This is a genomic window from Glycomyces rhizosphaerae (assembly GCF_042647865.1).
GTDB lineage: Bacteria > Actinomycetota > Actinomycetes > Mycobacteriales > Micromonosporaceae > Glycomyces > Glycomyces rhizosphaerae.
The window spans coordinates 311,395-335,068 of record NZ_JBHRWO010000010.1; the positions used below are offsets into that span (position 1 = coordinate 311,395).

Here is a 23,674-nt window from a genome sequence, read left to right on the forward strand (position 1 = left end):
GCCCAGGGCAGATCCGTTTGCACCGCAGCCGGATCGGGTCGCAAGGTGGAGGCATGAGTGACAACGGGACACCACCGCAATTCGACGACCGGGCCAGGCGCGAGCTGTTCCAGCAGCGCGTCCTCGTCCTGGACGGCGCCCTGGACGACGACAACGGGACCCTGCTCGCCACGCAGATGCTCTCCCTCGCAAGCGAGAACGCCTCCGCCGACATCGCACTGTGGATCCATTCCCCGGGCGGGTCGGTCCCCTCGATGCTCGCCATCCGCGACGTCATGCGGCTCATCCCCTGCGATGTGTCCACACTGGCGCTCGGCCTCGCGTGCAGCGCCGGGCAGTTCCTGCTCTCCTCCGGCACCAAGGGCAAGCGCCGCGCGATGCCGCACGCGCGCGTCCTCATGCACCAGGGCTCGGCCGGGATCGCCGGCGCCGCCGTCGACATCGAACTGCAGGCCAACGACCTGCGCCACACCCGCGACACCGTCCTCGGGCTCATCTCCGAAGACACCGGGCAGCCGCTCGAACGGGTCTTCGAGGACTCCCTCCACGACCGCTGGTACACCGCCGCTGAAGCGCTCGACTACGGCTTCGTCGACGCCATCGTCTCCTCGTTCGACGAGATCGCCCCGCAAGCGCGCCGCAGCATCGGCCTCGCCCTCACCCGCGAAGGAGCCTCCGCATGAGCACCTACTCGATCCCCAACGTCATCACGAAGAACGACCGCGGCGAGCGGATCATGGACGTCTACTCGTACCTGCTCTCCGAACGCATCATCTACCTGGGCACCGGCATCGACGCCGGAGTCGCGAACGCGCTCGTCGCCCAGCTGCTCCACCTGGACGCGGAGAACTCCGAGCGCACCATCAACCTCTTCATCAACTGCGAAGGCGGCGACCCGAGCGCGATGCTCGGCATCTACGACACGATGCGGTACGTCAAGGCGAAGGTCGCGACCACCTGCGTCGGCCAGGCCGTCGCGGTCGGCGCGGTGCTCCTCGCCGCCGGCGCCGAAGGCATGCGGGCCGCGCTGCCGCACGCCCGCGTCGTGCTCCACCAGCCCGCGGCCCAGGGCCGCGGCACCATCCCCGACCTCATCCTCGCCGCCGACGAGATCGTCCGCGTCCGCGCCGACATCGAGACGATCCTCTCCCGTCACACCGGGCAGACCTCCGAGACGCTCCGGTCAGACACCGACCGGGACCGCGTCTTCACCGCGGAGGCCGCGAAGAGCTACGGCCTCATCGACCACGTCATGGAAGAGCGCTAAGCGGCCAGCGCGTACGCCGAGTTGTGGACGTACTCGGCGACGGACGCGGTGAACTGGACCGCCTGCAGGCGTTCGGCCACGGCCACGGTCAGGTCGGTGAGCGTGAGTTCGAGGGCCCCGGCGACCGCGGCGATCATCTCGCTGGAGGGGTCCTTCATGCCGCGTTCGATCTCGGAGAGGTACTGCGGGGAGATCCCCGCGCGGGACGCGGTGTCGGTGAGCTTCTCGCCGCGGTCATGGCGCAGGTCCCGCAGGCAGTCGCCGAGCGCGTCGCGCCACAGCGGCTCGCTCTGGGAGTCGCCGCCCTCGCGGCTCGGCATGTCGTTCAGAGGTGCGGTGTTCAGAGGCGCAGTGTTCGAAGGAGCGGGCTTCGGGGCGGCAATCTCGTCCATGCCTCATCGTAGGACCGCGATACACCGCCAGACCAGGACGTTTCGCCGTGAGCAGAACGGCCGATGTGCTGCGATGAATCCAGACACCGGGTCTCGTCTACACAGCGAACACCCGCACCGGCCGAGGAGACATCATGACCGAACCGAAGTCCCACACCATCGAAGCAAGCGGCGCCGTCCTGCACTACGACGTCCGCGACGGCAGCGGCGACAAGCCCGTCCTGTTCCTGATCGGCTCGCCCATGGCCGCACCCGGGTTCGCGACGCTCGCGAGCCACTTCACCGACCGCACCGTCGTCACCTACGACCCGCGCGGTTCCGAACGCAGCGTGCGGACCGACGGCGCCGACGAGACGCAGGTCGAGGAGCACGCCGACGACCTGCGCCGGATCATCGACGCGGTCGGCGCTGGCCCCGTCGACCTGTTCGCCTCCAGCGGCGGTGCGGTCAACGCGCTCGCCCTCGTCGCCCGCCACCCCGAGCAGGTGCGGACCCTCGTCGCGCACGAGCCGCCCGCCACCCGGGAACTGCCCGACCACGAAGCGGCCCTGGCCGTCTGCAAGGACATCCGCGAGACCTACTTCGCCGCCGGCAACGGCCCGGCGATGGCCAAGTTCATCGCGCTCGTCATGCACCAGGGCCCCATCACCGCCGAGTACCTCGACCGGCCGGCCCCGGACCCCGCCGCGTTCGGACTCCCGACCGAGGACGACGGCAACCGCGACGACCCGCTGCTGGCGCAGAACATGTGGACCTGCAACGCCTACCGGCACGACTTCGACGCCCTGCGCAACGCCGCCACCGAGGTCGTCATCGGCGTCGGCGCCACCACCGGCGAAGCCCTCCCGGCCCGCACCGCCCGGGCCGTCGCGGCACGCCTCGGCATCGCACCGACGACCTTCCCCGGCGACCACGGCGGCTTCCTCGGCGGCGAATACGGCCAGACCGGCGAACCCGAAGCCTTCGCAGCGAAGCTCCACGAGGTCCTCGACGACTGACTCCAGGAAACCGAAAGAGCGGCCGCCCATCGGGCGGCCGCTCTTCACATGTGCGGTTGTGGAGCCTAGGAGAATCGAACTCCTAACCCCCTGCTTGCAAAGCAGGTGCTCTGCCAATTGAGCTAAGGCCCCTCGGTCAGTCGCGCGGACTGAACCCTACGAGTATCCCCGCAGCCCTCACTGCAACAGCGAGGATACCCGGATCGCAGTGAACTGGCTAACGCGATTCGCTAGCGCACGTCTTCCGCGGAGGTGGTGGCCTCGTGCCACAGGGTGCGGTCGTCGTTGATCGACTTGACCTTCTTGGCCACTACGAACGCGACCGTGGCCACCCCGGCGACGATCAAGATCTTCTTCCACATGGACCCAGGCCCCTTTATCAGCGATTCCCGCGAACAGCAATGCCGTGATCGGCATTGCACGATGCGCCTCAGCATAGCGAACCGTGACCCGCGGGACTACCGGGCCGGTACCTGTCAGTACACGACGCCGGGCGTCTCGGTTCCGGGCTCGAAGAACGTCTTCGCGCCCGCCTGGGCCCGATCGTCGCGGTCGATGTCGCCGGGCCGTGAGCCGTAGCCGAGGAGCACGCCGCGCCAGTCCATCTTCATGTACTCGGCGCTCAGGCGCAGGGCCCCGGCCAGCGGCGCGGACACGTCCGGTTCCTCGTCGCCCTGGACGGTGACGCCCCACAGGCGCCGGCCGGCCATGCGGGCCTTGAAGTCGAGACCGGGGACGCGCAGCCAGCCCGACCAGTAGTCGAGGTAGGTCTTCACCGTGGCGCTCGTCGAATACCAGTACAGGGGCGAGGCGATCACGACATCCGTGGCGGCGAGGGTCGCCTCCTGCGCGATGCGTTCGGGGCCTTCGGCGAACGGGGTCGTGCCGTCGCCGGTGTGGCGTCGGTCGGTGAACGGCGGCAGGCCCAGCTCGCCCAAGTGGATCCAGCGCTGCCCTGCCTCGGGTTCGAGGTGCCCGGCGGCGGCGCGGGCGAGCGCCTCGGTGTTGCCGCCGTGGCGGGCGCTGCCGAGGAGGAACAGGAAGGATCGGGGTGCGTCGGCCATGGCGGGCTGCTTTCGGGCGGGGCGATCGGAGGTCTCCAGGTTCAAGGCCGTGCGGCGGCCCGGCTATTCCCGCCGGTCCGGGATTCACGGCCGGTCCTCGGCGCCGATTCGACGGGCACTGCTCTGCTAACGTGGCGATCGGAAGTGCGAACACCTCCTTTTCGGCTCCCTCCCAATGCGAGTCCGACCTTGCGCACCCCGCCGACCCTTCCGCAAGCATGCTCCCGCCACGTTGAAGGAGGACTCCTCCATGTCCGCACCGGATCTCGCGCTTCCGATCGGCGCCCGGCTGCTCCACGTGGGGCCGTACAAGACCGGCACCACCGCTCTCCAGGCCGCGCTGAAGCACGGCCGTGAGGAACTCGCGCGCCAGGGCGTGTGGGTCCCGGAGCGGGGGAACGTCGTGGAGGAACCGCGCGGCGCGATCACCGCCGACCCCGCCGATCCGGCGCGGGCCGAATGGCTCCGGCTCGTCGAACGTGTCGAGGAGGCCGGCGATCGGCGCGCGGTGGTCAGCAGCGAGTACCTGTCCGACGCCGACCCCGAGGCCGCAGCCCGCATCATCGGTGAACTCGGCGGCGACCGGGTCCACATCGTCATCACCCTGCGGCCGCTGGTGAAGATCCTGCCCTCCTCCTGGTCCCAGCTGTCCCGCCACCGGGGCAACCCGCCATACGAGGAATGGCTCCGCTCCACGCTCGAAGGCGACGGCTCCAACGCCCCGAACCCGATGTTCTGGCACCGCCAGCGCCACGGCGAACTCGTCGAACGCTGGGCCGCTGCCGCCGGGGGACCCGAGGGGGTCACGGTCATCGTCGTCGACGAGAGCGACAAGGATCGCCTGCGCCACGGCTTCGAGGACCTGCTCGGTCTGACCCGTGGCACGCTCGAGTTCCGCAGTTCCAACGAGAACCGGTCCTTCACCGCCGGCGAAGCCGAGTTCATTCGCCAATGCTGGGAGGCGATCGCCGCCGCCGGCATCCCGCACGACATTTCGCGCAAGTACTTCAAGCGCGGCGCCATCGCCCACATGAAGAGCACCCGTCGGCCCGAACGCCACGAGCCGCGCATCACCACGCCCAAGTGGGCCCAGGAGCGGGCCTCCGAGCTCAGCGTCGAAGCGGTCGAGCACATCCGCCGCTCCGGCGTCCGCGTCCTCGGCGACCTCAACGCGCTCCACGGCCCCGCGCCGTTCGAGCCCGAGCCCCAGGACTCGGCGGTGGCCCCCGCCGCCGCGGCGCTCGCGATGGTCAGGGTCTTGCAGATCGCCCGGGACGACGAGCGGGCCCGCAAGCGGGCGGCGTCCAAGGCCGCACTGCGGCGGCAACCCGCGGTCGACCAGGTGCCCACCGCCGAACTGCTCCGGGTGGTCGGCCGACGCGTGCGCCGCCGCCTCACCGGCCGGTAGCAGCCTGGACGAACGAAAATCCCAGCTCGGCACTCGGCCGAAGCTGGGATTTTACTGGTGGGCGTACCAAGACTCGAACTTGGGACCTTCGAGTTATCAGCTCGACGCTCTAACCACCTGAGCTATACGCCCTTATAGGGTGCTGCCTCATCGGCAGCGCTGAGAAAGATTACCGCATCCCTGGCCGATACGCGAAACCGGGCCCCTGCGTGAAGGGACGGCCGTCACTGGTCTCGATGCACGGCTCCGGAACGGCAACGGGTGCCCGCGGCCGGTCGGCCGCGGGCACCCGTGCTGCTTGTCGCTAGTCGCGTTCGGCGAGCGTGACCTCGACGCCGCCGACGAGGTCGGCGCACACGTTGTAGATGAACGAGCCGAGCGTCGCCAGAGCGGTGAACAGCACCATGTTCACCACGCCGAGCAGGGCCGCGGCCCCGATGACGCCCTTGGCGGTGATCCGGAAGTCGTCCGTGGGAGCCGTCCCGGTGTCCGTCGTGTTCGTGCCCATGAGCATCTGGAGCATGTCGTTCACGGTGTCGAACACGCCCATCGCGTCGAGCGCGATGTACAGGACCGTGGTGGCCACGACCATCACGATGAACAGCACGATCGAGACGGCGAACGAGAACTTCATCACCGACCACGGGTCGATCCGCTTGAGCCGCAGGCGGGCCCGGCGCGGACCGCGCGCGGCCGCCTGGCTCACCGCGGCGCGTGCGGCGCGGACCGCGTCGGCGACGCGGGCCGAGGAGGCCACGCCCGCGGCCTGGTTCGCCGCGGTGTTGCCCGTGGACGGGGACGGGACCGACTCCGGTTTCACCGGCGGCGGCGTCATGCCCGGCGGGCGGCGCAGCGTCAAGGTCTGGTCATGGGCCGGAGCGGCCGACGGCGGTGTCGACACCGGCGACGCGTCCTCGGACTGCTGCCGCTCGGCCTTCTCGGGCGTCTCGGAGGAGAACTCCGGGACGTCGTCTTCGCGCTGCTCGGTCTCCGCGGCGGTGGCCTTCGCGTCGGTCATCTACTCGTCCTGCCCCTCATCGGGTTCCGGTTCCTCGGCGCTCTGGGTGATCGCGAGCAGCGAGACCTCATCGGGCAGGTCGATCAGCTTGACGCCCATGGTGTTGCGGTCCGAAGTCTTGCGGACCGGCTGCACCGGAGTCCTGATGACGCCTCCCTCCGAGGTGATCGCGAACAGCTCGTCGTCCGGCGTCACCGACAGCGCCCCAACCAAGTCGCCGCGCCGTTCCGTGATCTTCGCGGTCAGGACGCCCTTGCCGCCGCGGCCTTGCGGCGGATACGCGTCGACCGGAGTCCGCTTCGCGTAACCGCGGCTGGTGGCCACGAGGATGTCCATATTATCGCGCAGAACGATCATGGTGAGCAATTCGTCGTCGCCGACGAAGCGCATCCCGATCACACCGCTGGTCGCCCGGCCCATCGGCCGCAGCGCCTCGTCGGTCGCCTGGAAGCGGATCGACTGGGCCTTGCGGGAGACCAGCAGCAGGTCGTCGGTGGGCTCGACCAGTGCGGCGCCGACGAGTTCGTCGCCGTCGCGCAGGTTGATGCCGACGATGCCGCCGGTGCGGGGCGAGTCGAAGTCCGTGAGCTTGGACTTCTTCACCAGGCCGTTGCGGGTCGCGAGCACCAGGTACGGCGTGACCTCGTAGTGGGCCAGCTGGATGACCTGCGCGATGTGCTCGTCGGGGCCGAACGCCAGGATGTTCGCCACGTGCTGGCCGCGGGCCGTGCGGGACGCCTCCGGCAGCTCGTAGGCCTTCGCCCGGTAGACGCGGCCCTTGTTGGTGAAGAACAGGATCCAGTCATGCGTGGTGCACACGAAGAAGTGGCTGACGATGTCGTCCTGCTTGAGCTGCGCGCCCTGGACGCCCTTGCCGCCGCGCTTCTGCGAGCGGAACGAGTCGGTCTTGGTGCGCTTGACGTAGCCGCCGCGGGTGATCGTGACCACGATGTCCTCGCGGGCGATGAGGTCCTCCATGGACACTTCGCCGGCGTCGGGCATGATCACGGTGCGCCGCTCGTCGCCCCAGCGGGCCACGACCGCGCCGAGCTCCTCACGGAGGATCAGACGCTGCCGCTCGGGCTTGGCGAGGATGTCGGCCAGGTCGGCGATCTTCGTCTCGATGTCGCCCAACTCGTCGATGATCCGCTGCCGCTCCAACGCCGCGAGGCGCCGCAACTGCATGTCGAGGATCGCGACGGCCTGGATCTCGTCCACGTCGAGCAGGCTCATCAGGCCCTGCTTCGACTCCTCGGCCGAAGGCGAGCGGCGGATGAGCGCGATCGTCTCGTCGAGCAGGTCGAGGGCCTTGGCCAGACCGCGGAGGATGTGGGCGCGCTCTTCGGCCTTGCGCATCCGGTACTGGGTGCGCCGGACGATGACCTCGATCTGGTGCGCCACGTAGTAGCGGACCATCTGGGCGATGTTCAGCGTGCGCGGGACCCCGTCGACCAGCGCGAGCATGTTCGCGCCGAAGGTGTCCTGCAGCTGCGTGTGCTTGTAGAGGTTGTTGAGCACGACCTTCGGCACCGCGTCGCGCTTGAGCACGACGACGATGCGCATGCCCGTGCGGCCGGAGGACTCGTCGCGGATGTCGGCGATGCCGCCGAGCTTGCCCTCCTTGACGAGGTCGGCGATGCGCTCGGCCAGGTTGTCGGGGTTGACCTGGTAGGGGAGTTCGGTGACGACGAGGCAGGCGCGGCCCTTGGAGTCCTCTTCGACCTCGATGACGGCGCGCATCTTGATCGAGCCGCGGCCGGTCCGGTAGGCGTCCTCGATCGCGGCGCGGCCCAGAACCGTGGCGCCCGTGGGGAAGTCGGGGCCCGTGATGATCCCGAGGATGGCCTCGAGGGCTTCTTCCTCGGTGGCCTCGGGGTGGTCCAGGCACCAGTCGACGGCCGCAGCGACCTCGCGGAGGTTGTGGGGCGGGATCTTGGTGGCCATGCCGACCGCGATGCCCTCGGAGCCGTTGATGAGCAGGTTCGGGATCCGCGAGGGCAGGATCGTCGGCTCGGTGGTCTTGCCGTCGTAGTTCGGCTCGAAGTCGACCGACTCCTCGTCGATGTCGCGCAGCATCTCCATCGCGAGCGGCTCGAGGCGCGACTCGGTGTAGCGGTGCGCGGCGGCGGGGTCGTTGCCCGGCGAACCGAAGTTGCCCTGGCCGTCGATGAGCGGATACCGCAGGCTCCACGGCTGGGCCATGCGCACGAGCGAGTCGTAGATCGCGGAGTCGCCGTGGGGGTGGAACTGGCCCATGACGTCGCCGATGACGCGGGAGCACTTGACGTACCCGCGGTCGGGGCGGTAGCCGCCGTCGTACATGGCGTACAGGATCTTGCGGTGGACCGGCTTGAGCCCGTCGCGCACGTCGGGCAGCGCGCGCCCGACGATGACGCTCATGGCGTAGTCGAGGTAGGAGCGCGACATCTCCACTTCGATGCCGACCGGCTCGATGCGGCCGTGGCCCTCCGGGATCTCAAGCTGGTCTTGGTTGTTCTCAGGCACCAGTGCTTCCTTGCTTGTCGTCGGAACGTGGTGCGGGCTCCGCCCGCCAGATGTCCAAACCCTGCCGCTAAATATCCAAGAACCGGACGTCCTTGGCGTTCTCCTGGATGAAGCGGCGGCGGCTCTCCACGTCCTCACCCATCAGGACGCTGAAGAGCTCGTCGGCGGTTGCCGCATCGTCGAGCTGAACCTGGAGCAGGTTGCGCTGCGCGGGGTCCATGGTCGTCTCCCACAGCTCGGTGTAGTTCATCTCACCGAGACCCTTGTAGCGCTGGATGCCCTCGGAGCGGCGCGGGTCGGCCTTGCCGGAGGCGACGCCCGCTTCGACGATGCGATCGCGCTCGGCGTCGGAGTAGGCGTAGTCGACCAGGTCGCCCTTCTTGTTCCACTTGATCTTGTACAGCGGCGGCTGGCTCATGTAGACGTGGCCGAGTTCGATCAGCGGGCGCATGAACCGGAACAGCAGCGTCAGGAGCAGGGTGTTGATGTGGTGGCCGTCGACGTCGGCGTCCGACATCAGGATGACCTTGTGGTAGCGGAGCTTCTCGGCGTCGAACTCCTCGTGGATCCCGGTGCCCAGGGCGGTGATCATGCCCTGGACCTCGTTGTTCTTGAGGATCTTGTCGAGGCGGGCCTTCTCCACGTTGAGGATCTTGCCGCGGATGGGCATGATCGCCTGCGTGCGCGGGTTGCGGCCCTGCTTCGCGGAGCCGCCGGCCGAGTCGCCCTCGACGACGAAGATCTCGCACTCCTCGGGGTTCGTCGACTGGCAGTCGGCGAGTTTGCCGGGCATCGAGGAGGTCTCCAGCAGGCTCTTGCGGCGCGCGAGCTTGCGGGCCTGCGCGGCGGCCTTGCGGGCGTTCGCGGCGCTGGAGGCCTTCTGGACGATGATCCGGGCTTCCTTGGGGTGGCGGTCGAGCCAGTCGGGCAGCCACTCGTTGCAGACGCGCTGCACGAAGCCCTTGACCTCGGTGTTGCCGAGCTTGGTCTTCGTCTGGCCCTCGAACTGCGGTTCGCCGAGCTTGACGGAGATGATCGCCGCCAGGCCCTCGCGGATGTCGTCGCCGGAGAGGCGGTCCTTCTCGGACTTGATGATCTTCTTCTCGAGCCCGTACTTGTTGACCGCGTTCGTCAACGCCGACCGGAAGCCCTCTTCGTGGGTGCCGCCCTCGTGGGTGTTGATCGTGTTCGCGAAGGTGTAGACCGACTCGCTGTAGGACTCGTTCCACTGCATCGCGACCTCGAGCGACTGGCCCTCCTCCTCGGCGCTGAACGAGACCACCGTGGGGTGGATCGCGCTCTTCGAGGCGTTCAGGTGGCGCACGAAGTCGGCGATGCCCTCGTCGTACTTGAAGGTCACCGACTTGACGTTGCCGTCCTCGTCGAGGTGGTCGGGGCGTTCGTCGCTGAAGGTGATCGCCAGGCCCTTGTTCAGGAACGCGTACTCCTGGAGGTGGCGGTAGATCGTCTTGTAGTCGAAGTCGAGGGTCTCGAAGATCGAGTCGTCGGGCCAGAACGAGAGCTTGGTGCCGGTCTCGTCGGTCGCCTCGCCCTTCTCCAGCGGGCCGGGCTGCGCGTGCTTGTACTCCTGGCGCCACACGTGGCCGTTCTTGTGGATCTCCACCGAGACGCCCGTGGACAGGGCGTTGACCACCGAGACGCCGACGCCGTGGAGGCCGCCGGAGACGGCGTAGGACTTGGAGTCGAACTTGCCGCCCGCGTGGAGGACCGTGAGGGCCACCTCGACACCGGGCTTCTTCAGCTTGGGGTGGAGGTCGACCGGGAAACCGCGGCCGTTGTCCTTGACGCTGACCCCGCCGTCCGCCAGGAGCGTCACGTCGATGTCGGTGCAGAAGCCCGCCAGTGCCTCGTCGACGGAGTTGTCGACGATTTCCCAGATGAGGTGGTGCAGGCCGCGCTCGCCGGTCGAGCCGATGTACATGCCCGGGCGCTTCCTGACCGCCTCAAGGCCTTCGAGGACTGTCAGCGAACTGGCGCTGTACTCGTCCTGCTGCTTCGCCGCCACCGGCAACTCCTTCTGTCGTCGTACACGGTCGGTAGTGAGAAAGCTAGTCCATGGCTGTGACACTTTCAGCCGTCTGACCGCGCTTGGGCCGGATGTCTGATCCGGAGCCGCGGCGTGAGGGGGCCGTGCCCGTGTCGTCGCCCTGCTCAAGGCAGGTGGCCGGACGCTGGTGGCGCCGGCCGGACCGCATCGGTCAAGTCTACTTGGTCCGGACTTCTGTAACCGCTTCCGTGCGCCTCGTTGTCGTCACAGTCGCATCGGGAGGCGGGGACATGAACCCCCCTACGGACTCAGGGGTGAGCGGCTTCAGAACGTGTCACGGGAGCCATTAAACCGTACCCGCCTCGGACCGAAGGAACGTGTCGGCTGCTGCGGTCCGACGATCTTCAGGCGTTTGACGACGCTCGGGCCCAGTGCCGCGGCCAGTTTGCCGTGGATCTGGCGGGAGAACAACCGCAGCTGGGTGGCCCAGGCGGTGGACTCGGCGACGACGAGGAGCTCGCCGTTCTCGAGGTGCTGGGGCCGGCAGTGGCTCGCGATGTCGGGGCCGACGATGGCCTCCCAGCGGCCGAACACCGAAGCGTCGGCCACCTTCCGGGTCCAGCCGTTCTTGCGCACGATCTGGGGGAGCAGGCTCCCGAGCAGTTCCGGGTCGCGCTTGTCCGGGCCGGGCCCGGACCACTCCTTGCGGAAGCGCGGGTCGTCGGACTTGCCCCGCCGTCTGGGACGGGGCCGGTAGTCGTAACCGCCGCTAGAGGACACGTTTCACCTCGCCTTCCCACACGTCGTAGCGGGCACCGGCGAGCCGCTGGGGGACGTCCCCGGCGACCGCGCAGGTGATGAGCGTCTGCGGGGCGGCCTCGGCGTACTCGGCGAGGCGCTCGCGCCGCGTGGCGTCGAGCTCGGCGAACACGTCGTCGAGGATGAGGATCGGCGCGGTGCCGTCGGCGCGCAGGAGTTCGAAGGCGCCCAAGCGGAGTGCGAGCGCCACCGACCAGGTCTCGCCGTGCGAGGCGTACCCGCGCACCGGCATCGAACCGAGCCGGAGGTCGAGGTCGTCGCGGTGCGGGCCGACCAGGGTCGTCCCCCGCTCGACCTCCTTGGAGCGGGCGGCCGCGAGCGCCGCGGCCAGGCGCGCGGTGAGCACGTCCTGGTCGGGCGTGAGGCCTTCGCCGAGATCGGACTCGTACGTCAGGTGGACCTCGGCGCGGCCGTCGGCGATCTTCGCGTGGGCCTTGGCGACCGGCTCGGTCAGGTCCTCCAGGAGCGCGAGGCGCCCGGCCAGGAGCTCGGCGCCGTGCTGCGCGAGGTGGGCGTCCCAGGCGTCGAGGGTGGCCATCTCGGCTCCGCCGGGGCCGCGGCCGCCGGTCTTCTTCGCGAGGTACGCCGTCCGCAGGAGCGTGTTGCGCTGCTTGAGGACCCGCTCGTAGTCGGCGCGGACCCCGGCGAAGCGCGGGAAGCGCGCGCACAGCAGCTCGTCGAGGTAGCGGCGGCGCGCGGACGGTTCGCCGCGCACCAGCGCGAGGTCCTCGGGGGCGAACGCGATGGCCTTGAGCGCGCCGATGATCTCGCGGGGTCGGGGGAGGGCGGTCTTGTTCAGCCGCGCCTTGTTCGACTTGCCGGGGATGATCGCCAGCTCGGCCAGGAGCCGGCGGGAGTCGTGGAGGATCTCGGCGCGGATGACCGCCTGCTCGCAGCCCTGCCGGACGAGGGGGGCGTCGGTGGAGACGCGGTGGGAGCGGAGGTTCGCCAGGTAGACCAGGGCCTCGACCAGGTTGGTCTTGCCGTGTCCGTTGGGGCCCACCAGGATCGAGGGCCCCTCGTCGAACAGGACTTGGGCGTGCGCGTAGGACCTGAAGTCCGTCAATTGCAGCTGTCGTACACGCACGCCTCTATGATGCCCGCTTGCTTTATTCGCTCTTCACGGCATGGCCGCCGAACTGATTGCGCAGCGCAGCAACGGCCTTCATGGCCGGGGAGTCCTCCTGGCGGGAGGTGAAGCGCGCGAACAGCGACTCGGTGATGGCCGGGAGCGGGACGCGCAGGCGGATGCCCTCGTCCACGGTCCAGCGGCCTTCGCCGGAGTCCTCGACGTAGCCCTTGACGCGGGCCAGCTCGGGGTCCTCGTCGAGGGCCCGGTCCATGAGGTCGAGCAGCCAGGACCGGATCACGGTGCCCTGGCGCCAGGACTTGAAGATCTCGGGCACGTTGTCGACGTGTTCGGAGGCCTCCAGCAGCTCGTAGCCTTCGGCGTAGGCCTGCATCATGGCGTACTCGATGCCGTTGTGGACCATCTTGGCGTAGTGGCCCGCGCCGACCCCGCCGGCGTGCACGAAGCCGAACTCGCCTTCGGGCTTGAGCGCGTTGAAGATCGGCATGAGCCGCTCGACGTCGCCCTCGGCGCCGCCGACCATGAGCGCGTAGCCCTCGGTGATGCCCCAGACGCCGCCGGAGACGCCCGCGTCGACGTAGCCGATGCCGTGCTCGGCCAGGAGCGCGGCGTTCACGGCGTCGTCGGTGAAGCGGGAGTTGCCGCCGTCGATCACGATGTCGCCCTTGGACAGCAGGGCGCCCAGTTCGGCCACGGTGGACCGGGTGGCCTCGCCGGCCGGGACCATCACCCAGACGGCCCGCGGGCCGTCGAGGGCGGCGACGAGGTCCTCCAGGGAGCCGACGTCGGCGACGTCGGGGTTGCGGTCGTAGCCGACGACCTTGTGTCCAGCCTTTTCGAGCCGCAACTTCATGTTGCCGCCCATCTTGCCGAGCCCGATCATGCCGAGTTGCATGTCGCGCCCCCTTTCAAGATCCGCATGTGAGCGAAGTACGCGCCAGGGTCAGTCACGTCGTTGTGCGGTCAGGCGTCCCATCGCAATGGTTGCAGCATGTACAGGTACACGTCGTGGTTTGTGTCAGATTCCTCATCTTCGGGCGCGGGCTGCCCGGTCATCACGACCGGCTTCCCGAGCTCGTTCATCTTGAACGCCGTGTACGGGGCGTCCATCGCCGAGAGTCCGTCGAGCAGGTACGTCGGGTTGAACGCGATCTTGCCCGGCTCGCCTTCGAGTGTGCAGTCCATCGCCTCGGAGGCCTTCGCGTCCTCGGCGCCGCCGGCCTCGACCACGAGGCCGTCCTCGTCGAACGAGAGGCGGATCGGCGAGTTGCGGTCGCCCACGAGGGCGACGCGGCGGGCGACCTCGATCAGCTCGGAGGTCTTGACGCGCAGCGTGGTCGCGTACGAGGTCGCCAAGAGGCTCCGCAGCGGCGGCAGCTGGCCGTCGAGCACGCGCGAGGTGGTCTGGCGGCCGCCGGAGATGAAGCCGATCATGCCCGGGGCGCCTTCGGTGCCCGTGGGAACGGCGATGGTCACCGGGCCCGACAGCGACCCGAAGGTGCGGGCGGTGTCGGCGAGGGCCTTGGCGGGCACGAGGACCGTGACGGCCACGTCGGAGGTCCCCGGTTCCCAGGAGGAGTCGCGGATCGCCATGCGGTAGCGGTCGGTGGCGAGCATGCCGATGCCGCCGCCGGTCATCTCGACCTGGACGCCGGTCATCGTCGGCAGGGTCTCGTCCTTGCCCGCGGCGACGGCGGTCTGCGCGACGGCCCGGGCGAACTCGTCGGCGTCGATGGTGCCGATGGCCTCGGGCATCTGCGGCAGGCTCGGGTAGTCCTCCAGGGGCATGGTCGGCAGGGTGAAGCGCGCCGACCCGCAGGTGAGTTCGGCGTGGGGGCCGTCGACGACGAAGTCGACCGGCTTGTTCGGCAGGGCCTTGACGATCTCGGCCAGAAGCTTGCCGGAGACCAGGGCGGTCCCGGCGGACTCGCCGGTGACGTCGACGGTGACGCGGGTGGAGATCTCGTAGTCGAAACCGGAGATCGTCAACTGGCCCTCGTCCACCGACAGGCGGGCGCCGGCGAGGACGGGCACCGACGGGCGGGCCGGGAGGCTCTTGGCGGTCCACGAGACAGCGTCGGCGAAGGTGTCTCGATCAACTTGGAACTTCATGGGTCGCTCCTTCTGGCTGAAGCTCGGTTGTTCACAGCGCTATTACTAATGAACTCTCTATAGATATAACTGTCGTCGTAGTCGTCGGTGCTGTGGAAACTGTGGAAAACCTGCCTTTTCGCAGCTCTTCCTTGGTATGGGGCTGTGGACGGACTGTGGAGAACCTGTGGATGAATCAGGAGCTTATCCACAGCCCCCGACAATCGCCGAGTTTTCCACATCTCGTCCACAGCCTCATCCACAGGTTTTCCACAGGTTATGCACAGGGTTGCCCACAGGAAAATCGCGAATCAGAATCGCACTCCCGCTTGTTTTCCACACACTGTCCACAGGCTTTCCACAGAAATGCGGGTTTATCCACAGCTTTTCCACAGAGTTGTCCACAGGCTCGTTCAATCGTCGGTGTGTTTCAAACGGTTCGTCAATTCGGCGATCTGGTTGTACAAGGCGCGCCGCTCGGCCATCTGCTTGCGGATCTTCTTGTTCGCGTGCATGACCGTGGTGTGGTCGCGGCCCCCGAACGCCTGGCCGATCCTCGGCAGCGACATGTCCGTCATCTCCCGGCACAGGTACATGGCCACCTGGCGGGCGTTCACGAGTACCCGCGAGCGCGAGTTCCCCTTGAGATCGGCCGCCTGCACCCCGAAGTAGTCGGCCGTCGCCTGCATGATCTGGTCGACCGTGACCTCGGTGTTCTTGCCGCTCTCGGGGATGATGTCGTGCAGGACCTCTTCGGCCAGGCCCAGGTCCACCGGCTTGCGGTTGAGGCTCGCGTACGCGGTGACGCGGATGAGCGCGCCCTCCAGCTCGCGGATCGAGTGGTGGATCTGCGTGGCGATGAACTCCACTGCGTCCGTGGGGATGTTGAGGTCGTCCTGCACCGCCTTCTTGCGCAGGATCGCGATCCTCGTCTCCAGGTCCGGCGGCTGGATGTCGGCGAGCAGGCCCCATTCGAAGCGGGTCCGCAGGCGGTCCTCGAGGGTCTGGAGCTGCTTGGGGGAGCGGTCCGAGGAGATCACCAGTTGCTTGTTGGCGTTGTGGAGCGCGTTGAAGGTGTGGAAGAACTCCTCCTGCGTGCGCTCGCGGTCCATGAGGAACTGGATGTCGTCGATGAGGAGGATGTCGACGTCCCGGTACCGGCGCTGGAACGCCTGCTGGCGGCGGTCGGACAGCGAGTTGATGAAGTCGTTCGTGAACTCCTCCGTGGTCACGTACCGCACCGAGTGGGCCGTGCCCAGGTCGTGCGCGTAGTGGCCCACCGCGTGGAGCAGGTGCGTCTTGCCCAGTCCCGAACCGCCGTAGAGGAACAGCGGGTTGTACGCCTTCGCGGGTGCTTCGGCCACGGCGAACGCCGCCGCGTGCGCGAAGCGGTTGGAGGAGCCGATCACGAAGGTGTCGAAGTTGTAGCGCGGATTGAGCCGGCCGACCCCGTCCACGGCCTTGACCGGCGCGGGCCCGCCGCCGGGCTTGGTGATCCCGCCCCGGCGCGCGGGGTCGGGGTCGTCGGAGGGCGGCGGCGCGACCGGCGGGAAGCCGCCGTGCTCCTTGGCGCCCTGGCGGGTCGCCGACTCCGAGAGGACCCGCTCCAGCTCGTCGGCCGGCGGCTCGGGGGCGTGCTCCTCCCAGCGGTGCTGATCCGGCTCAGCGGGGGCGGGCCGCACCGATTGGTGCGGGATAGCGGCGGGCCGCTCGACCTGCTCCTGCGTGCCCTGGGCCTCGACCGGCTCGGGAGCCCGCTCGGCCGCGGGCTCTGCGGGACGGACCGCGACTTCGCCAGGACGGAAGGCGGCGGTGTCGAACAGGCTCGGCGGGTTCTGCGCCGGAACGGCCTTGCGGGGCGCGGCCGGGGCCGGTTCGGGCTCAGACTGCGGCTGCGCCGTCTGGGGCTGGTCGTACGAGGCCGGGCGATCGAAGACGATCGTGGCGTCCATGACCGGAGCGGGCGGCGCAGCGTTGGGCGCCGGTGGCGCGGGCGGCTCCTCGAAGATCGCGGCCGCCGGAGGCTCCTCGAAGACCTGGGCGGGCGGTTCCGCCTGCTTCTCCTGCAAGGTGACCGCGACCTGCGTCGGCTGACCCATCTGCCGGGAAAGGGCCTCGCTGATCGGTACGCGCAGCTTGGACTCGAACGCCGAACGGGCGAACTTGTCGGGGGCGGCGACGATGAACGTCCCGGGCATCGACAGCACCGGCTGGGACAGACGCATCCACGCCGCCTGCTGACGGGTCAGTGCCGACGCGTCAGCCAGTTCGGCGGTCACCGCCGACCAGACTGCCGACAGTTCTCGGTCGGTCACCTTCGCCATCCCTCGCTTCGATGTTCTGTCCGTGAACGGGTCGTTTCGCGAAGTTCAGAGGCCGCACCAGGTAGGCTCCGATACAGGCGATCCGCACCGCCGCACCCGGTTATCCCCAGTGCGTCCCAGCAAGTTTTCCACAGGTTATCCACAGGCCTTCAGTTGCCCTGTGCACATGCGCCCCTTGTGACAATGTTTCCTGAATCACGGTCATGACCAGCATTTTTGTGTGAGTCCGCTGACGAAGCCGTTCGGGCGTCGCCGAAGTCGTCCACGATTCGGGCAAAGTTATCCACAGGCTGCTCGCGAGGGTCGCAACGTTCCTGCACAGGCGTGGACCGAGGATTTGCGGCCCTTCCGAGAAGGACAGAGGAGGCGCCCCGCGGCCCGCCGCCGAACCACCCCCGCGGTGGCCGCGGTCCTGATGCGGCGAGTAACATGAGCGAGTTGCCCGCTAATCCAGAGGGGCATGCCACACCCGTCGTCCGCGGCTCGGGCGCCGCATGAATGCCCTGCTAGGCTGTTCTCCGCGTCCCCGTAGCCCCGATCCGGGGCTGGGCCCCGAGGTCCGGCGCAAAGGCTTTTTGATTCGTAATGGGAGACATCCGTCGTGAGCAAGCGCACCTACCAGCCGAACAACCGCCGTCGTCACCGCACCCACGGCTTCCGGCTGCGCATGCGGACCCGTGCCGGCCGCGCCATCGTCAACGCGCGCCGCAACAAGGGTCGCAAGCAGCTGACCGTCTGAGCGCTTGCCTCCCGGTCCCTTGCAGGCTCTAGGGGCCTCGACGAGGACGTGATCCAAGTGCTTCCAGCCGACGCGCGCATTCGCAGCAGCCGGGACTTCGGTTCGGCGCTCAAGCGAGGCCGCCGCGCCGCCCGCGGCGGCGTCGTCGTGCACTGGGCACCTGCGACCGCATCGATCGAAGACACCGCGGCACCGCCGCCGACACCGCCCGCCGCCGATGCGAACCGCACGGCGCGGGCGGGTTTTGTCGTCTCCAAGGCCGTCGGCAACGCCGTGGCGCGCAACAAGGTCAAGCGTCGCCTCCGGCACGCCGTCGCCGCCGAACTGCCGCACTGGCCCCCCGGCACCGACGTGGTCGTGCGGGCCACGCCCCGCGCCGCCGAACGCGACTTCGCCCAGTTGCAACGGGACCTCACCGAAGCCGTGCAGGCGGCCCGTGCCCCCAAAGGGAATCGCGCGAACGAGCGCCGGAGCGCGCCATGACGCACGCCGCGCCCGTGCCGACGAACCCGCCGGTCGAAAGCCCTTCGCGCACCGGTGGAAGCCTCGCGGTGCGAGTGGTCGCGGCCCCGGTGATCGCGTACCGTCGGTGGGTAAGCCCCGCGCTTCCCGACCGCTGCCGCTTCTACCCCAGTTGCAGCGCATATACCCTTGAGGCGCTGTCCCGGCACGGAGTCGTTCGTGGCATATGGTTGAGCCTTCGCCGCCTGGGACGGTGCCACCCCTTTCATCCTGGGGGACATGACCCCGTACCCCCACGGCATGAGCACGTTTTGAGTTCTAAGAATGAGCAGACTGGAGTCCGCAAGTGATGGAGTGGGCCTACGACGGCGTGTCCTGGGTACTGCTGCGATGGCATGACCTCTGGACGAATGTCTTCGGCAGCGAGAACGGCTTCCTGGACACCGACTGGGCCTGGGTTCTGGCCATCATCGGCGTCGTGCTCACCCTGCGCATCATCCTCTTCCCGCTCTTCGTGAAGCAGATCCAGTCGCAGCGCGCAATGCAGAAGCTCGCCCCGGAGATCAAGGCGCTCCAGGAGCGCTACAAGGGTGACCGCGAGACGCTCCAAAAAGAGATGATGGAGCTGTACCGCAAGGAGAAGGCGAACCCGCTCATGGGCTGCCTTCCCATCCTCATCCAGATGCCGGTCTTCCTGGCGCTGTTCCACGTCCTGCGCCGTCCCGACCCGGACCAGACGAAGCTGACCGACTCGTACGGCTGGAGCGGCATCGACGCCGGCCCGACCGGCGACTGGCTGTCCTACGTCCACGCCAATCTCTTCGGCGCGCCGTTCTGGAGCACGTTCCTCACTCCCGCGGACCAGCTCGCGCAGGTCGATGCCTCCGCGCTCAACGTGAAGCTCGTCGCCGCCGTCCTGGGCGCGGCCATGATCCTCACGACCTTCCTGACCACGCGTCAGATGATCCTGAAGACCGGTTGGAACGAGGACCCGAACCAGCGCATGATCCAGAAGGTGATGCTCTACGGCATCCCGGTGATCATGATCTTCTCGGCCGGCGCCTTCCCGATCGGCGTGGTCATCTACTGGACCGTGAACAACCTGTTCTCGCTCGGGCAGCAGCAGTACGTGCTGCACAAGTACCCGCCGCCCGCGCAGAGCGCTTCGGCCAAGCCGCCGAAGCCGGGCTCGAAGGCCCACGAGAAGATGCTCGAGGAGCAGCGCGAGGCCGAACAGCGCCGCAAGGACCTGGCCCCCAAGCCGGGCAAGCGGCCGAAGCAGACCGGTGCGCAAGCGAAGCCCACCCCGAAGCCGGAACAGACCGCCGAGGCGAACGGCTCCGAGGAGCCGAAGTCGACCACCAAGGGCGGCCCCGGCGCGGGCAAGAACCTCTCACGGGCGGAACGCATCGCCCGGGCCAAGAAGGTCAGCGGCGCGCAGCAGGCCTCCAAGAAGAAAAAAGGCTAGGGGGACGGTCCGCGCGGCCGCGCAGGTGCCGCCGGATCAGCCACAATGGTGCAAACTAGGCTTATAACTAGCGATAGGACGAGTTGACGATTATGGGAGCAACGGTGCGGGAGGACGAGGTGGCCTCCGAAGACGACCTCTTTGAGCAGAGCGAAGTGGCGGCCGACTACATGGAAGGCCTCCTGGACATCCTCGACCTCGACGGGGACATCGACGAACTGGTGGTCGGCGACCGCCCTCAGGTCGAGATCGTCGGTGAGGACCTCGGTGGCCTCGTGGGCCCGAAGGGGCAGACCCTCGAGGCGCTGCAGGAGCTCTGCCGCCTTGCGGTGTACCGCAAGACCGGTGACCACTCGCGTCTGATGCTCGACATCGGGGGCTACCGCGCCGGACGCCGCAAGAAGCTCGCGGAGCTTGCAGAGCAGACCGCCAAGAAGGTCATCGAGACCGGCGAAGTGGTCAAGCTGGACCCGATGAGCGCCTTCGAACGGAAGTGCGTCCACGACGTCATCAACGCCACCGATGGCGTGCAGAGCGAGTCGGAGGGCGCCGAGCCGCGCCGCCGGGTCGTCGTGAAAGCCGAGTAGGACAAAACATGACTGAGGAGCCGAACGGCTCCGACATCGCCGAGGCCAATGTTTCACGTGAAACATTGGCCTCTGTGTTCGGAGCAGACGACGACCGCATCGCTCTGGCCGAGGCCTATGTGGGCCTGCTGTCTACCATCGGGATCGAGCGCGGCCTGATCGGGCCACGGGAGGTGCCGCGCCTGTGGGGCCGGCACGTGTTGAGCAGCGCCGTGGTCGAGGAGCTGATCCCCGCGAAGTCCGACGTGATCGACGTCGGTTCCGGCGGCGGCCTCCCCGGCATCCCGCTTGCCATCGCGCGGCCCGACCTCTGGGTCACCCTCGTCGAGCCGATGCAGCGCCGCGTGGACTTCCTCAATGAGGTCATCGAGGCGCTCGGCGTCCCGAACCTGGAGGTGCTGCGCGCCCGCGCCGCCGAAGTGGATCCGAAGGGCCGAGCGGACGTCGTGGTGTCCCGTGCGGTGGCGCCGCTGTCGAAGCTGGTCGGCTGGTGTTTGCCGCTGGCCCGCGTCGGCGGCGCGATGCTGGCAATCAAGGGTCAGGGCGCCTCCTTGGAGGTCACCGAGAGCGGCGGTCTCATCAAGCGGGCGGGCGGCGGCAAGGCCGAGATTCTCGAATGCGGCGCGTCCAAGTTGTCCGATCCCGTATTCACCGTTCCCGCAACGGTAGTGAAGATCGAGCGCATCCGCTGACCAAGAGCCGCAACGGTCTCTCACCCCCACAACCTCGAATTTTCCTGTACCGCAACGAGTGCCGCGATGAGACCATCATCGCGGCACTCATCGTTGTGGTTTCCACGCTTTGCGCTCGGCGGATAGCGCAGGGTTCGGATAGTGTATGGCTCGTAAGCTTCTCCGAGCAGGGCGATGTTTCACGTGAAACATCCGGCCCGTAGTCTGTGGCGGTGAACGTGCGCGACCCCCTTCCCCCTGAAGATCGTGAACACCAGAACTCCCTTGGCGGCGATACCGACGCCGAACGGCGCATCAAGAACCTCCTTGACGCGGCGGTGAAGGAGGAGGCACCTCCCTCTCGACGGCACCGCTATCGAGAAACTTCCCCGACGCCGGGTGGCGCAGCCCCGGCCTTCGGCCAGGGTGGGCCAGAATCGGTGACGATGGAGTCCGGTGCGGACGGCGATAGGCCGGAGGCCCGGATTGACAACGGGGGGGAGCGGGACGGGATGCGCAGATCCACATCGCAGCGGGGCCGATCGGGACGGCACTTGGCGCCCGAAGAGACGGCGAAAGCCGCCAAGGTGAAAACCGAAACGCCAGTGCCGACACAACCCGATCCTCTTGACGACGACCTGCCACTCGCGCGCGAAGCGCAGCGGGCCGTGCGGGTCCTCAATCCAGGGGGCAACGTGACCATGCCGCGGCCGCCGCGGCGCCGTGTCATCGCGATCGCCAACCAGAAGGGCGGGGTCGGCAAGACCACGAGCACTGTGAACCTTGCGGTCGCCTTGGCGCTGCATGGGAACCGCGTGATGGTCATCGACCTCGACCCGCAGGGGAACGCCTCCACCGGCCTCGGCGTCGAGCACGGCGCGGGCACGCCGAGCGTGTACGAGGCCGTCGTCGAAGGCATGTCGCTCGACGAGATCGCGACCCCGGTCGACGGCATCCCCTCGCTTCTGTGCGTTCCGGCGACGATCGACCTGGCCGGTGCCGAAGTCGAACTCGTCAACGTGGTCGCCCGAGAAGGGCGCCTGGAGAAGAGCATCGCGACCTTCAGCGGGGAGCTCGACTACATCTTCATCGACTGCCCGCCGTCGCTCGGCCTGCTCACGGTGAACGCGCTCGTGGCGGCCGAGGAGGTGCTGATCCCGATCCAATGCGAGTATTACGCGCTCGAAGGGCTCGGCCAGCTCCTGCGGAACATCGAGCTGATCAAGGCGCACCTGAACGCGCGCCTGCGTGTCTCCACGATCCTGCTCACCATGTACGACAAGCGGACCAAGCTCGCCGATCAGGTCGAGCAGGAGGTGCGCGGTCACTTCAGCGAGATCGTGCTCGACGCGGTGGTCCCGCGCAGCGTCCGTGTCTCCGAGGCTCCCGGGTACGGGCAGTCGATCATGACGTACGACCCCGGCTCGCGGGGAGCGACGAGTTATTTCGAAGCGGCTGAGGAGATCGCGCGCCGAGGCGCGAAGCTCTCCCCGAGGCGCGGCAAGAACCAGAAGGGCGGGAACTAGTCGATGGCTGCGGCGAAACGCGGAGGTCTCGGTCGCGGACTGGGGGCGCTCATCCCGACCGGCCTGGCCGAGACTACGACGATCGAAGAGGACGAGGAGCCGGAACCGGCTCCCGCTCAGGTCGCGGCGCCCCGCCAGGCGACGCCGAAGAAGCGCGATGTTTCACGTGAAACATCGGCTCCGGCTCAGGCGGATGTTTCACGTGAAACATCGGACGGGCCGGAACTCGTCCCCGTCCCGGGCGCGAGCTTCCAGCTGATCCCGATCACGGACATCGGCACGAACCCGAAGCAGCCGCGGCAGATCTTCGACGACGATCATCTCGCCGAACTCCAGACCTCCCTCACCGAGGTCGGCATGCTCCAGCCCATCGCGGTGCGCGAGCGCAATGCCGACGAGCCCCGGGAAGACGGCGCGCGCTTCGAACTCGTCATGGGGGAGCGGCGTCTCCGCGCCGCGACGGCGCTCGGTTGGGAGAGCGTCCCAGCCATCGTCCGCGGCACGGCCGACGAGGAACTCCTCCGCGAAGCGCTCTTGGAGAACATCCACCGCGTCCAGCTGAACCCGCTCGAAGAGGGCGCGGCCTATCGGCAGCTGCTCGAAGAGTTCAACGTGACCCAGGACGAGCTCTCGAAGAAGATCGGGCGCAGCCGCCCGCAGATCTCGAACATGATCCGCCTCCTCGGTCTCCCCGCGGCGGTGCAGACGCGGGTCGCCGCCGGCGTCCTCACGGCGGGCCACGCCCGGGCGCTGCTCGGCCTCGACAGCGCGGACGCTCAGGAGCACATCGCCGAGCGGATCATCAGCGAGGGACTGTCGGTGCGGAGCACCGAGGAACTCGTGACGGCGAACCGCTTGGAGGAGAAGCCGGAACTCGACGAGCCCCGGAACGCCTCCCCTCGCACCCCGAAGGACCGCATCAAGGCTCCCGGTCTCGAGGACCTGAAGGAGCGCCTCTCGGACCACTTCGAGACACAGGTGGCGATCTCCTGGGGCCGCAAGAAAGGCAAGATCACCATCGAATTCGGCTCCCTCGCCGACCTTGACCGCATCGTCGAGCAGATCGGCATCAAGTAGCCGGACCCGTTGGGGCCCAAAGGAATCGAAGCCCTTCAGATCGCCCCCGGCGAACGTGAAAGCGGATATTCCCGAAATGTCCCCCCGGGGGACCCCTAGGCTTAAAAATACGCGCGGGGTGCGACAAGATGCCGCCTTCCAGTCTCACTCGTCCGAGCGA

At 68.2% G+C, this 23,674-nt stretch carries 23 protein-coding genes and 2 tRNA genes; 12 read left to right on the forward strand and 13 right to left on the reverse strand.

The genetic code is table 11. The features are described from left to right. Positions 1-53 precede the first annotated feature (53 nt). Together ACFO8M_RS11105 and ACFO8M_RS11110 are read left to right on the forward strand one after the other, a co-directional pair. A complete protein-coding gene (locus ACFO8M_RS11105; protein ID WP_387974701.1) occupies positions 54-683 on the forward strand; it encodes a ClpP family protease in 630 nt (209 codons plus the stop codon). Then, complete coding sequence (locus ACFO8M_RS11110; protein ID WP_387974704.1) at positions 680-1,267, forward strand: ClpP family protease; 588 nt, start codon at positions 680-682, stop codon at positions 1,265-1,267. The genes ACFO8M_RS11105 and ACFO8M_RS11110 overlap by 4 nt, the downstream gene beginning before the upstream one ends. Here ACFO8M_RS11110 and ACFO8M_RS11115 read toward each other — a convergent pair. Then, complete coding sequence (locus ACFO8M_RS11115) at positions 1,264-1,587, reverse strand: helix-turn-helix domain-containing protein (RefSeq protein WP_387976338.1); 324 nt, start codon at positions 1,585-1,587, stop codon at positions 1,264-1,266. The genes ACFO8M_RS11110 and ACFO8M_RS11115 overlap by 4 nt on opposite strands. A gap of 206 nt (positions 1,588-1,793) precedes the next feature. Between ACFO8M_RS11115 and ACFO8M_RS11120 the strand changes: the two genes are divergently transcribed. Then, complete coding sequence (locus tag ACFO8M_RS11120; RefSeq protein WP_387974707.1) at positions 1,794-2,657, forward strand: alpha/beta fold hydrolase; 864 nt, start codon at positions 1,794-1,796, stop codon at positions 2,655-2,657. Between the two features lie 59 nt (positions 2,658-2,716). Here the strand turns inward: ACFO8M_RS11120 and ACFO8M_RS11125 are convergent. The 3 genes from ACFO8M_RS11125 to ACFO8M_RS11135 form a co-directional block, all read right to left on the reverse strand. Next, positions 2,717-2,789: transfer RNA gene (locus tag ACFO8M_RS11125), tRNA-Ala, on the reverse strand. A 98-nt stretch (positions 2,790-2,887) separates the two neighbouring features. Beyond that, a complete protein-coding gene (locus tag ACFO8M_RS11130; protein ID WP_218125197.1) occupies positions 2,888-3,019 on the reverse strand; it encodes a DLW-39 family protein in 132 nt (43 codons plus the stop codon). Between the two features lie 114 nt (positions 3,020-3,133). Then, positions 3,134-3,721 carry a flavodoxin family protein gene (locus ACFO8M_RS11135; protein WP_387974710.1) on the reverse strand — a complete coding sequence of 196 codons (588 nt, stop codon included), beginning with the start codon at positions 3,719-3,721 and terminating at the stop codon, positions 3,134-3,136. Positions 3,722-3,971: 250 nt separating this feature from the next. On the opposite strand from ACFO8M_RS11135, the gene ACFO8M_RS11140 reads away from it, so the two are divergent. Next, the gene (locus ACFO8M_RS11140) at positions 3,972-5,129 is read left to right on the forward strand and encodes a hypothetical protein (RefSeq protein WP_387974713.1); all 1,158 of its coding nucleotides are present in this window, start codon (positions 3,972-3,974) and stop codon (positions 5,127-5,129) included. Between the two features lie 55 nt (positions 5,130-5,184). Here the strand turns inward: ACFO8M_RS11140 and ACFO8M_RS11145 are convergent. From ACFO8M_RS11145 to dnaA, 9 genes are all read right to left on the reverse strand, one after another. Then, positions 5,185-5,261: transfer RNA gene (locus tag ACFO8M_RS11145), tRNA-Ile, on the reverse strand. Between the two features lie 172 nt (positions 5,262-5,433). Beyond that, positions 5,434-6,147, reverse strand: coding sequence for a DUF3566 domain-containing protein (locus ACFO8M_RS11150; protein ID WP_387974716.1), 714 nt, complete (start codon positions 6,145-6,147; stop codon positions 5,434-5,436). Next, positions 6,148-8,574 (reverse strand): DNA gyrase subunit A, encoded by a 2,427-nt coding sequence (gene gyrA, locus ACFO8M_RS11155; protein ID WP_387976341.1) that lies wholly within the window; start codon positions 8,572-8,574, stop codon positions 6,148-6,150. A 145-nt stretch (positions 8,575-8,719) separates the two neighbouring features. Further along, complete coding sequence (gyrB, locus tag ACFO8M_RS11160) at positions 8,720-10,678, reverse strand: DNA topoisomerase (ATP-hydrolyzing) subunit B (protein ID WP_387974719.1); 1,959 nt, start codon at positions 10,676-10,678, stop codon at positions 8,720-8,722. A 306-nt stretch (positions 10,679-10,984) separates the two neighbouring features. Next, positions 10,985-11,440, reverse strand: coding sequence for a DciA family protein (locus ACFO8M_RS11165; RefSeq protein WP_387974721.1), 456 nt, complete (start codon positions 11,438-11,440; stop codon positions 10,985-10,987). Next, the gene (gene recF / locus ACFO8M_RS11170; protein WP_387974724.1) at positions 11,430-12,566 is read right to left on the reverse strand and encodes a DNA replication/repair protein RecF; all 1,137 of its coding nucleotides are present in this window, start codon (positions 12,564-12,566) and stop codon (positions 11,430-11,432) included. Before recF ends, ACFO8M_RS11165 begins: the two co-directional genes overlap by 11 nt. 22 nt (positions 12,567-12,588) lie before the next feature. Beyond that, positions 12,589-13,464: a phosphogluconate dehydrogenase (NAD(+)-dependent, decarboxylating) gene (gene gnd, locus ACFO8M_RS11175; protein ID WP_387974727.1), complete on the reverse strand. Its 876-nt coding sequence runs from the start codon at positions 13,462-13,464 to the stop codon at positions 12,589-12,591. Positions 13,465-13,532: 68 nt separating this feature from the next. Further along, positions 13,533-14,681, reverse strand: a complete 1,149-nt coding sequence (gene dnaN / locus ACFO8M_RS11180) for a DNA polymerase III subunit beta (protein ID WP_387974730.1) — start codon at positions 14,679-14,681, stop codon at positions 13,533-13,535. A gap of 392 nt (positions 14,682-15,073) precedes the next feature. Next, positions 15,074-16,975 carry a chromosomal replication initiator protein DnaA gene (gene dnaA / locus ACFO8M_RS11185; RefSeq protein WP_449267470.1) on the reverse strand — a complete coding sequence of 634 codons (1,902 nt, stop codon included), beginning with the start codon at positions 16,973-16,975 and terminating at the stop codon, positions 15,074-15,076. A 610-nt stretch (positions 16,976-17,585) separates the two neighbouring features. Here dnaA and rpmH point away from each other — a divergent pair. From rpmH to ACFO8M_RS11225, 8 genes are all read left to right on the forward strand, one after another. Next, entirely contained in the window at positions 17,586-17,723 is a 138-nt protein-coding gene (rpmH, locus tag ACFO8M_RS11190) for a 50S ribosomal protein L34 (RefSeq protein ID WP_091033296.1), read from the forward strand. Between the two features lie 57 nt (positions 17,724-17,780). Next, entirely contained in the window at positions 17,781-18,206 is a 426-nt protein-coding gene (gene rnpA / locus ACFO8M_RS11195) for a ribonuclease P protein component (protein ID WP_387974737.1), read from the forward strand. A gap of 74 nt (positions 18,207-18,280) precedes the next feature. Continuing rightward, entirely contained in the window at positions 18,281-18,535 is a 255-nt protein-coding gene (gene yidD / locus ACFO8M_RS11200) for a membrane protein insertion efficiency factor YidD (RefSeq protein WP_387976344.1), read from the forward strand. Beyond that, positions 18,535-19,653 (forward strand): membrane protein insertase YidC, encoded by a 1,119-nt coding sequence (yidC, locus tag ACFO8M_RS11205; RefSeq protein ID WP_387976347.1) that lies wholly within the window; start codon positions 18,535-18,537, stop codon positions 19,651-19,653. Before yidD ends, yidC begins: the two co-directional genes overlap by 1 nt. Positions 19,654-19,745: 92 nt before the next feature. Beyond that, complete coding sequence (locus ACFO8M_RS11210) at positions 19,746-20,240, forward strand: Jag family protein (RefSeq protein WP_387974740.1); 495 nt, start codon at positions 19,746-19,748, stop codon at positions 20,238-20,240. 8 nt (positions 20,241-20,248) lie between these two features. Continuing rightward, complete coding sequence (rsmG, locus tag ACFO8M_RS11215; RefSeq protein ID WP_387974742.1) at positions 20,249-20,932, forward strand: 16S rRNA (guanine(527)-N(7))-methyltransferase RsmG; 684 nt, start codon at positions 20,249-20,251, stop codon at positions 20,930-20,932. Positions 20,933-21,423: 491 nt separating this feature from the next. Continuing rightward, the gene (locus ACFO8M_RS11220) at positions 21,424-22,437 is read left to right on the forward strand and encodes a ParA family protein (RefSeq protein ID WP_387974746.1); all 1,014 of its coding nucleotides are present in this window, start codon (positions 21,424-21,426) and stop codon (positions 22,435-22,437) included. 3 nt (positions 22,438-22,440) lie between these two features. Beyond that, complete coding sequence (locus ACFO8M_RS11225) at positions 22,441-23,514, forward strand: ParB/RepB/Spo0J family partition protein (RefSeq protein ID WP_387974749.1); 1,074 nt, start codon at positions 22,441-22,443, stop codon at positions 23,512-23,514. The last annotated feature ends 160 nt before the right edge of the window (positions 23,515-23,674 follow it).

Coding starts and splice junctions, on each gene's coding strand:
- gnd (WP_387974727.1), bottom strand. CDS start 13,464: ATGCAACTCGGCATGATCGGGCTCGGCAAGATGGGCGGCAACATGAAG.
- ACFO8M_RS11135 (WP_387974710.1), bottom strand. CDS start 3,721: ATGGCCGACGCACCCCGATCCTTCCTGTTCCTCCTCGGCAGCGCCCGC.
- ACFO8M_RS11225 (WP_387974749.1), top strand. CDS start 22,441: ATGGCTGCGGCGAAACGCGGAGGTCTCGGTCGCGGACTGGGGGCGCTC.
- ACFO8M_RS11115 (WP_387976338.1), bottom strand. CDS start 1,587: ATGCCGAGCCGCGAGGGCGGCGACTCCCAGAGCGAGCCGCTGTGGCGC.
- dnaN (WP_387974730.1), bottom strand. CDS start 14,681: ATGAAGTTCCAAGTTGATCGAGACACCTTCGCCGACGCTGTCTCGTGG.
- ACFO8M_RS11105 (WP_387974701.1), top strand. CDS start 54: ATGAGTGACAACGGGACACCACCGCAATTCGACGACCGGGCCAGGCGC.
- rsmG (WP_387974742.1), top strand. CDS start 20,249: ATGACTGAGGAGCCGAACGGCTCCGACATCGCCGAGGCCAATGTTTCA.
- ACFO8M_RS11210 (WP_387974740.1), top strand. CDS start 19,746: ATGGGAGCAACGGTGCGGGAGGACGAGGTGGCCTCCGAAGACGACCTC.
- ACFO8M_RS11150 (WP_387974716.1), bottom strand. CDS start 6,147: ATGACCGACGCGAAGGCCACCGCCGCGGAGACCGAGCAGCGCGAAGAC.
- ACFO8M_RS11130 (WP_218125197.1), bottom strand. CDS start 3,019: ATGTGGAAGAAGATCTTGATCGTCGCCGGGGTGGCCACGGTCGCGTTC.
- ACFO8M_RS11140 (WP_387974713.1), top strand. CDS start 3,972: ATGTCCGCACCGGATCTCGCGCTTCCGATCGGCGCCCGGCTGCTCCAC.
- yidC (WP_387976347.1), top strand. CDS start 18,535: ATGGAGTGGGCCTACGACGGCGTGTCCTGGGTACTGCTGCGATGGCAT.
- ACFO8M_RS11220 (WP_387974746.1), top strand. CDS start 21,424: ATGCGCAGATCCACATCGCAGCGGGGCCGATCGGGACGGCACTTGGCG.
- gyrA (WP_387976341.1), bottom strand. CDS start 8,574: ATGTCGCGCTCCTACCTCGACTACGCCATGAGCGTCATCGTCGGGCGC.
- ACFO8M_RS11110 (WP_387974704.1), top strand. CDS start 680: ATGAGCACCTACTCGATCCCCAACGTCATCACGAAGAACGACCGCGGC.
- ACFO8M_RS11120 (WP_387974707.1), top strand. CDS start 1,794: ATGACCGAACCGAAGTCCCACACCATCGAAGCAAGCGGCGCCGTCCTG.